This window comes from Rhizorhapis sp. SPR117, from assembly GCF_021742065.1.
In genome coordinates, this window is record NZ_JAKKIE010000001.1 from 75,899 (window position 1) to 84,810 (window position 8,912).

Consider the following 8,912-nt stretch of genomic DNA (forward strand, 5'->3'; position numbering starts at 1 on the left):
AAATGACACCCTCGGGCGTCCTCAGCAGAGCTTGGTGGCATGGTCCTCCTGGCAGTTCGGGAGGACGCGCTTATGACGGTGGTGGCGATGAGCCATGGCGAGCTTTCGCGTTTTGATACATTGATGCGCGTGGAGCGCGGCGCGCTTCGGGTCGAGGACGCGGCAACGCTGCTGGGATTGAAGCGCCGGCAGATTTTCCGGTTGCTTGAGCGTCTGCACGCGGAAGGCGCTTCAGGCCTGGTGTCGCGCAAGCGTGGCCGGCCCAGCAACCGGCGTCACAGCGATGCCTTTCGCGAGCAGATCCTATCGCTGGTCCGCGCGCATTATGCGGATTTCGGACCGACCCTGGCCCGAGAATATCTGTCGGAGCGTCACGCCATTTCGGTCGGCTGTGAGACGCTGCGGCAGATGATGATCGAGGCGGGTATCTGGCAGGATCGCGCCGCTCGTCGTTCGCGCCCCTATCAGCCCCGCCATCGGCGGGAGTGCCGTGGCGAGTTGATTCAGATCGACGGTTCGGATCATGAATGGTTCGAGGATCGCGGTCCGCGCTGCACGCTGCTCGTCTACATTGACGACGCGACCAGCGAGCTGATGCATCTCAAGATGGTCGAGAGCGAGAGCACCTTTTCCTACATGGAAGCGACGCGCGAATATATCGAGCGGCACGGTAAGCCGGTGGCCTTCTATTCCGACAAGCACACGGTCTTCCGCAACCCCAGGGCCACGGCGAAGGGCGATGGCATGACGCACTTCGGGCGCGCGCTGGACGCGCTGAACATCGAGATTATCTGCGCCAACTCGCCACAGGCCAAAGGTCGGGTAGAACGTGCGAACGGCACATTGCAGGATCGGCTCGTCAAGGCGATGCGACTGGAGGGAATCTCCTCAATCCGAGAAGCCAATGCCTTTTTGAGCAGCTACCAGACGACACATAATGCGCGCTTCGCCCGCCCGGCAGCGAACAGTCATGATCTGCACCGGCCTCTGGCACCGCGGGATGATTTGGGCGCCGTCATGGTCTGGCGCGAACAGCGGACGGTCACGTCGGCGCTGACACTGCATTATAACAAGGTGCTGTTCATTCTCGAACCGAATGACATCAGTAGGGCGCTGGCCGGCAAGCGGGTCGATGTCTGCGAATATCCAGATGGCAAGGTCGAGATCCGCCATGAGGGGCGCGTGCTTCCCTATCGACTGTTCGACAAAATGCCTCGGATCAATCAACCGGCGATTGTCGACAACAAGCATCTCGACGCAGCGTTGGTCTTGGCGAAGGAGATCCAGGCGATTGCGCCACATCATCGGCAGCGCAATAACAATGCCCCTGCCCGCCGTGACCAGCCCACGCATCTGTTCCCCGAGCCGGAGGCACCGGTAAAGGTCGATCGCCGTCGCGTGGGCGGCCCAAAACTCAAGCGCGGTCCACGGCTCAGCCGGGCCGAGCTGCAGGCGCGCGGCACGCTGGAGTTTGTGAAGGCCCGCTGAGACTGTTTGATCGGCTTTGACCGAGCCCGCTGCCTGCGCAGCGGGTCCGTGCCCTTCCCCTCTATGTCGCGCTCTCAGCAGGGTCTGCGCTGCGCTATCCCGAGGGCTCCACGCAGCCCCTGCTATCCTCAAAGGGTGTCATCTCTATCGGGGACAGAAAGTGCCTTCTCTATCCGGCAGGAACATATCGTTTTATATCAATTGGTTGTATATCTGACACTTTCACAACTTGCTCTTGAGCGCCAACCGCTCAGCACGGTCGAGCACAATCGCCGGCAGCCCGCCAAGGTATGACATATCCGCTAACCCCGGCACCTCGATCCCATCGACGATGGCGCCGTGGATGCCCGCGGCCATCGCCGCTGCGCGCCGGCGCAGGAACGGAAGAGCCAGGCCCGCATCTTCAGCGAAGCGGGCAAAGCTCTCGGCATCCACATCCTCGAGGATCGGCGCGCGCCCAAACCGCATGGCGAGCTTTGCCGAGAGTTCCGGCCACATATGGGTCGCCACGAGATCATAGAGCGGCGCCAACACCACCTGGCCATTATCCCGGCGCAAGAGACTGTAATTCTTGGCATGGGCGTCGGCGTTGCCGATGATCAGATTGAAGATGGCTGCGTCGGCGAGCTTCAGCACCTCGCGTGCGGGTCTCGTGGTGGCCTGGCGTACCAGCGCAAAGCCATCGCGGAACGTCGGCCCACCCTCGCTCGCATATTTCCGATTTGACGGCACGCCGAGTGCCTGCGCAAAATCTTCCTGGTGCAACCGGATTGTGCCGTTATCCCGGCCAAAGCGATCGTAACGGGTCACGAGCAAATAGGGTTTGCCGGCGACGGCCCGCCATTCCGCCATGGCTGCGTCGAGACCCACCGCCCGCGCCAGCGCCAGACAGAAGGCCTCATTGGCTGCCAGGCCGGGAAAGCGGTCAGGCTCTGGTTTGATGAGATGGGTCGATGGCTCGCCGATGCGGGGGATAGCGATGGCACGATCGATCAGAACGACGGGCAACTTACCCTGGGCGCCGGCCAGGCTGAGCCGGGCGCCCCCTTCCCCGGCCAGCATCGGCACACGAGGCAAACGAACAAGCAAGGCCGCAAGCTCAGCCTCATCCAGCGGATGGGCGGGCTCACCTGCGGGTGCAGCGGGCGGCGTCTCCCCTTCCGGGAGAAATGCAAGTGCGCCGGCGACCTCCCCGCCAAGCGCCGCCAACAGACGAAACGGATTGTCAGGCGATACGCCGAGCACCCGCGCGATGGCGGTTCGCTGCCCTTCCTCGGGTAACAGTCCCCCAAAAACAGCCTTGCATAGCGCGTCGCCGAACGACTCCGCCTGCTTCGGTAGAGCGTGCGAGAGCGGTTTTGCTATCTGATCCGCCAGCCATTCGGAAGCATAGGTGAAATGCATCGCACCGCCGCGATCGAGCGCAAGCTCCCCGGCAATGCGCTGATCCGACCAGATGACAAGGCGATCGACGATATCGGGGGTCATGCCGGCCGGCCTACAAGCACGACCCCGTCCGGCCGCCGGATCTGCAGCTCACATCCCAGCGCGGCGAGGACTGTGATGACCTTGCCGATCTGCGCAGTCGCCTTGCCCCGCTCGAGATCGACGACGAAGCGCAGTCCAACTCCGCTAGCGGCTGCCAGCTCATCCTGGCGAAGTCCAAGCTCCTTGCGCTCATTCCGGACGATCTGCCCGATCGTTGTTGCGTCCAGCACGACCCCTCACTTTCCCGGTCGGGAAATATTAAGTCCTGGATGCAATTTCAACCCACAATTTACCCGATCGGGATATTATTGATCCGATCCCAGCAAGAAAGCTAATAAATTTCCTGCTCGGGATATCGCCGCGCACGCGCCGCAATCGAACCGGCCCATATCCTGAAGTTGAGACAAGCTGATGCAAGTCCCTTTGCAGACGTCGACGACCGCTGATACCTTCCCGTCCATGGTACCTGCTTGTCTCCTCGGTTGAATTTATGGTCACGCCACGAACTATCCTGCTGCCCACCGACTTTACCGGCCGGTGCGATCGCTCCCGCGACCGGGCGGTGCTATTGGCACGCGCCTGGGGCGCCAGGTTAGTGCTTCTTCACGTCCTCGAGAACGATGCGACGATACCTTGGGATCGCGAAGAAGCCATGGATCGGGCCCAGGCGAAGCTCGAGAGCGAAGTGCAAGACGATAATATTGCGATTTGCACGAGGGTCGCGTTCGGCGATGTCACTTCGACCATTCTCGATGTCGCTGCCGAATTCTCGGTCGAGCTCATCGTCACGGGCATTTCCCGCAAGGATGAGCTCGGAGATTTCCTCATTGGAACCACGGTCGAACGCTTGGCACGGCGGGCAGGCTTGCCGCTCCTGATCGTCAAGGGCCGCGCGGAAGCAGAGTATCGGCAGTTGATGGCGGCCACGGATTTTTCGGAATGCTCAAGAACTGCGCTTACAACCGCGGTCGACCTGTTCCCGACGGCGGCAATCACGCTCCTGCACGCGTATCATGTTCGGCTCGAGACGTTGCGCGGTCGCGAGGGCCCTGCCGCGGCGCAACAGGCGGATATCGCATACGAGCTGGACGCATTCCTGAGCGCGACCGCCCTGTCTCCTGCGACGCAAGCACTCCTCGATGTCAGCGTGGACTATGGTGACGTCCGCCAGGTTGCGCGCGACCATGTGCAGGCGAACGCTGTCGATCTCGCGGTCATTGGAACCCATGGACGCTCGGCGCTAGCGACAGCGATGCTCGGGAGCACGGCGCGAGCCCTTGTCGGCTGCCTTGAATGCGACGTACTGCTTGTTCCACAGGACAGCCGGGCGAGCGAACCAGCGCAACGCATTATCCAGGGAAACGCACCTGACGATGCGGGATAACAAGCGAGATGAAGAAAGGCGAGCCAGGCTCGCTCATCTCGTCATCCTCGTCGCCCTACAGTCCGTGATGGCAGCGGAGCTCATTCTCCTGACCATCGAGCAGCAATGGATCCACGTCTTCCTGGTGGCCGGGATCATGCTGACGATGGCGATGCCCATCGTGCTGAAAGCCCGCTTTTCCGTTCACATACCGCCCGAAGTACAGATACTTGCCATTCTGTTCGGTTTCGCGGCGCTCTTCCTCGGAGAGGTGCGCGACTATTACGAGCGCTTTTGGTGGTGGGATCTGATCCTCCATGCAACGGCAGGGCTACTGCTGGGACTTCAGGGGTTCATGACGGTCTACATCCTCAATGAGGATCGGCATGTGGACCTCCATATGAGGCCTTCATTTCTCGCGGTCTTTGCATTCTGCTTCTCCCAGGCGATCGGCGCTCTCTGGGAGATATTGGAGTTCACGATGGACCAGGCTTTCGGGTTGACCATGCAGAAGCCCATGCTCGGCGACCCGTCTGGCCTCACCGACACAATGTGGGATCTCATCGTCAACGCCATCGGCGCGCTCGCGATCAGCGTGGCTGGCTGGCGCTATCTCAGTCGCGCCCGATCCTCCTACCTGGACAACTGGGCAAGACGCTTCATCGCTCGCAATCCCCAGTTCTTCGGTGATTGAATTGCGATCACCATCCTGCGGACGGCGGACGGGGATCGCCTGAAGCAGCCCGACTGAAGGCAAAACCCGCGAAGACCTCCGATGGCGCCCTGACCAACGGACCCTCCTGTGCAACCCACGCATAGGACCCTTACGTAATGACCCTCACCTCCTGCCCGGCGATGGTTGCCCCGAAAACGAGGCGATCAAGGCGGCAGCTCGCCTGGCGCCATGCCCAAGCTGGAGGAAAGCCATGCCCAAGCCATTGATCCTGTGGTTCGAGGAAATCGCCATCGCCGACGTGCCGGCCGTTGGCGGCAAGAATGCGTCTCTGGGCGAAATGACGGCGGCTCTTTCTCAAAAGGGCGTCAAGGTGCCATCGGGTTTCGCTACAACCGCTGAGGCTTATCGCGCATTTGTTCATGACAACCAGCTTGCGCCGCGGATCACCCAACATCTTGCCGCTTTCCATTCGGGGAAATGCACGCTGCAGGAAACCGGACAAGCCATTCGTCGCCTGTTCCTGGAGGGCGCAATCCCTTCCTATGTCGCGCAAGATATCCTGGCCGCCTACGCGGAACTCGGTCGCAGGGTGGGAATTGACCGGCCTGCCGTCGCCGTGCGCAGCAGCGCCACGGCCGAGGACCTTCCCGATGCGAGTTTCGCGGGTCAACAGGAAACCTTCCTGAACGTGAAAGGGCAGTTTGCACTTCAGGATGCCTGCCGGCGCTGTTTCGCCTCGCTGTTCACGGACCGGGCGATCGCTTACCGTGAAGCGAAAGGCTTCGATCATCTCGAAGTCGCCCTTTCGATCGGCATCCAGCAGATGGTGCGTTCGGATTTGTCCGGTTCGGGCGTCATGTTCTCGATCGACACCGAAACCGGATTCCCCAACGCCATCGTCATCAGTGCCGCCTGGGGCCTTGGTGAAACCGTGGTTCAGGGGACCGTCAATCCGGACAGATATGTCGTTTTCAAGCCGCTTCTCGCGCAGCCGGAAAACGAGCCGATCATCGACAAGGAGCTCGGCGGCAAAGCCTTCCGCATGGTTTATGGCGAGGGCGGAAGCCACCGCACGCGCATCGTCGAGACGACCGTGCAGGAACGCCGGTCCTTCGTGCTCGACAATGCCGATATCCTCCAGCTCGCCCGCTGGGCTGTCGCGATCGAGGACCATTATCAACGCCCGATGGATATGGAGTGGGCGAAAGATGGCGAGACAGGCGAACTCTACATCGTCCAGGCCCGGCCCGAGACGGTCCAGGCACAATCCAGCGCCACCACCTTCCGGCATTACCGCCTCAAATCGAAAGGCGCCGCGATCACGACCGGCGCCGCCATCGGCACCGCCATCGCCGCCGGCAAGGCCTGCGTGATCCGCACCGCCGCCGACATCGAACAGTTCCGCGACGGATCGATCCTCGTAACCGAGACGACCGATCCCGACTGGGTTCCCATTATGAAGCGGGCCGCGGGCATCGTGACCAACCACGGCGGCACCACCAGTCATGCCGCCATCGTCAGCCGCGAACTTGGCGTGCCCGCGATCGTCGGTACAGGCAACGCCACCGAGGTCATCGCCGAAAACCAGGATATCACGATCAGTTGCGCCGACGGCGACGTCGGCACGATCTACGACGGCATCCTCGATTTCTCGGTGGCCGACGTCGATATCGGCGCCCTGCCGGCCACCAGGACCGACATGATGGTCAATATCGCGAACCCGGCAGCCGCGTTCCAGTGGTGGAGGCTGCCCGCAAAGGGCGTCGGCCTTGCCCGTATGGAATTCATCATCAACGCCCACATCAAAGTCCATCCCATGGCGCTCGTCCATCCCGAGCGGACGAGCCCGGAAGTCCAGCGCCAGATCCGGGACCTCACACGCGGATACGCGCATCCGTCCGACTATTTCGTCGATGTCCTCGCTCGCGGCATCGCCAAGCTCGCAAGTCCCTATCACCCGCACCCCGCCATCGTTCGCCTCAGCGACTTCAAGACCAACGAGTACGCCCACCTTGTAGGCGGTGACGTTTTCGAACCCGAGGAAGAGAATCCGATGCTCGGATTCCGGGGCGCTTCGCGCTATTATGACGAACGCTATCGCGAAGGGTTTGCGCTCGAGTGCCGCGCCCTCAAACGGGTGCGCGAAACCATGGGCTTCCGCAACGTCATCGTGATGGTCCCGTTCTGCCGCACCCCGGCCGAAGCCGATCGCGTACTCGAAGCCATGGCCGAGAACGGCCTGCGCCGCGGCGAGAACGGCCTCCAAATCTATATGATGTGCGAGATTCCCTCGAACGTCATCCTGGCCGAGCAGTTCGCCACGCGCTTCGACGGCTTTTCAATCGGGTCAAACGACCTCACCCAGCTGGTGCTTGGCGTCGATCGCGATTCGGGCTTTCTGGCCAGCTTGTTCGACGAGCGCAACGAGGCCGTTACGCTGATGATCGCCGAGGCCATTCGAAAGGCTCACGCGGCCGGCATCAAGATCGGCATTTGCGGCCAGGCACCGAGCAATCATCCCGACTTCGCTGCTTTCCTCGTTGCTGAGGGTATCGACTCCATATCGCTGAACCCGGACAGCTTCGTACGGACAGTACAAGCCGTCTCGGCAGCTGAGGGTCTCTCGACGAGCTGATCTCCGACTTGCCTGACCGGCGTGTGTGTCGCGGCATTTGCCGCCACGCCGGTTCGGTTCCTCCACCCCCAGCCATCCCTATTCGTAAAAGCCCTAATGTCATCCCCCGACTGGCCCCGATAGCGTGCCCCACACTGGCTCGAATCGGCAGGGAGCAAGAGCTGGTCCACGCAGCGCACCAAAAGGGTCCGCCGCACTCAAAGCCGCCGATCGCCGGGGGACGAACGGCAACTGGAGGTCGTGTCCCATGTCTGCTGTCGCTGCATTTTCTCTCCCCTCCCGCCCCCACCCTCCCGCTTGCGACCCAGGCATCGTTGCCTGTATCGACTGCGCGGATCGCAATGCCTGGGTCTATCCGCACGCCGCTGCGCTCGCGGACGCACTCGATTTCCCGGTAACACTCCTTCAGGTTCTCGACGCCGAGGCGTCTCCTGACGTGCGCCCCGATCCTATAGAGTGGAATCTTCGGCGCCGGGAAGCATTGCGCGCGCTGGATCGATGCGCCAACGCTGCTCGAACGCCAACGCCCCATACCACGATCGAACTCGCCGAAGGACAAACGGCAGAGGAGATCTGTCGCTTCATCGGCGAACGCAGCGATGACCTGATCGTGCTGGGAAGGCGCGGAAGGAAGGAGTTGGGCAAGACCGGAATAGGCGGCACCGCTCAGAAAATCCTGGCCCACGCGCCCAGCCCCATTCTGCTCGTCCCCGTCGAGGCTCAAGCGCCGGACCAGAGCTACCAGCGAATTCTCGTACCACTTGACGGTTCCCGCTGGGCGGAGAGCGTGCTGCCGTTGGCCGCACGCATTGCGCGCGCCGCCAACGCAGAGATCCTCCTCGCCCATGTCGTCCCTGCCCCCGAAATGATCGAGGCACGGCCGCTGGAAATGGAAGACAAGGAGCTTCGCCAAAGTCTCATCGAGCGCAACGAACAGGCCGCGTGCAGCTATCTTCAGCGGGTTAAATCCAACCTGACAGCGACCGGCCTTCGCGTTCGCATCCTGTCCACCCGCGCAGACGATGTCCGCGAGGCGCTCAACGAGTTGATCCAAAAGGAAGCCGTGGATCTCGCCGTGATGTCAGCCCGTGGCCATAGCCGCGAGCATGTGGCGGACGTTCCCTATGGCACGGTCGCCTCCTACCTGATGACGCACTGCAGCGTACCGATGCTCGTTCTGCCGACCACAGTTCGCCCGGCGCAGACATCCCTCCCAACTGTGCACGAAAGGCTCCGGTTGCCGGTCGGCGGCCTGGGCTGAT

Annotated in this window: 7 protein-coding genes; 5 read left to right on the forward strand and 2 right to left on the reverse strand. The window is 62.0% G+C overall.

What is annotated here, in order from left to right:
* The first annotated feature begins 72 nt into the window (after positions 1-72).
* The gene (locus L3X40_RS00335) at positions 73-1,488 is read left to right on the forward strand and encodes an ISNCY family transposase (protein ID WP_092958536.1); all 1,416 of its coding nucleotides are present in this window, start codon (positions 73-75) and stop codon (positions 1,486-1,488) included.
* 222 nt (positions 1,489-1,710) lie between these two features.
* Here L3X40_RS00335 and L3X40_RS00340 read toward each other — a convergent pair whose 3' ends face one another.
* Both L3X40_RS00340 and L3X40_RS00345 read right to left on the reverse strand, forming a co-directional pair.
* Entirely contained in the window at positions 1,711-2,976 is a 1,266-nt protein-coding gene (locus tag L3X40_RS00340) for a type II toxin-antitoxin system HipA family toxin (protein ID WP_092958534.1), read from the reverse strand.
* Positions 2,973-3,206 (reverse strand): type II toxin-antitoxin system Y4mF family antitoxin, encoded by a 234-nt coding sequence (locus tag L3X40_RS00345; RefSeq protein ID WP_174521634.1) that lies wholly within the window; start codon positions 3,204-3,206, stop codon positions 2,973-2,975. The genes L3X40_RS00340 and L3X40_RS00345 overlap by 4 nt, the downstream gene beginning before the upstream one ends.
* Positions 3,207-3,466: 260 nt before the next feature.
* Here L3X40_RS00345 and L3X40_RS00350 point away from each other — a divergent pair, with 260 nt between their 5' ends.
* The 4 genes from L3X40_RS00350 to L3X40_RS00365 all read left to right on the forward strand — a co-directional run bounded on the left by L3X40_RS00350 (position 3,467) and on the right by L3X40_RS00365 (position 8,911).
* A complete protein-coding gene (locus L3X40_RS00350; RefSeq protein WP_092958532.1) occupies positions 3,467-4,360 on the forward strand; it encodes a universal stress protein in 894 nt (297 codons plus the stop codon).
* Positions 4,361-4,427: 67 nt separating this feature from the next.
* Positions 4,428-5,033, forward strand: coding sequence for a hypothetical protein (locus L3X40_RS00355; RefSeq protein WP_237363760.1), 606 nt, complete (start codon positions 4,428-4,430; stop codon positions 5,031-5,033).
* Between the two features lie 232 nt (positions 5,034-5,265).
* Positions 5,266-7,650, forward strand: a complete 2,385-nt coding sequence (ppsA, locus tag L3X40_RS00360; protein WP_092958528.1) for a phosphoenolpyruvate synthase — start codon at positions 5,266-5,268, stop codon at positions 7,648-7,650.
* 247 nt (positions 7,651-7,897) lie between these two features.
* Positions 7,898-8,911, forward strand: coding sequence for a universal stress protein (locus L3X40_RS00365; RefSeq protein WP_092958526.1), 1,014 nt, complete (start codon positions 7,898-7,900; stop codon positions 8,909-8,911).
* The last annotated feature ends 1 nt before the right edge of the window (position 8,912 follow it).

Bases quoted from the DNA above. Each gene is read 5' to 3' on its own strand.
- L3X40_RS00335 (WP_092958536.1), top strand. From the start codon at position 73: ATGACGGTGGTGGCGATGAGCCATGGCGAGCTTTCGCGTTTTGATACA.
- L3X40_RS00340 (WP_092958534.1), bottom strand. From the start codon at position 2,976: ATGACCCCCGATATCGTCGATCGCCTTGTCATCTGGTCGGATCAGCGC.
- L3X40_RS00350 (WP_092958532.1), top strand. From the start codon at position 3,467: ATGGTCACGCCACGAACTATCCTGCTGCCCACCGACTTTACCGGCCGG.
- L3X40_RS00355 (WP_237363760.1), top strand. From the start codon at position 4,428: ATGGCAGCGGAGCTCATTCTCCTGACCATCGAGCAGCAATGGATCCAC.
- ppsA (WP_092958528.1), top strand. From the start codon at position 5,266: ATGCCCAAGCCATTGATCCTGTGGTTCGAGGAAATCGCCATCGCCGAC.
- L3X40_RS00365 (WP_092958526.1), top strand. From the start codon at position 7,898: ATGTCTGCTGTCGCTGCATTTTCTCTCCCCTCCCGCCCCCACCCTCCC.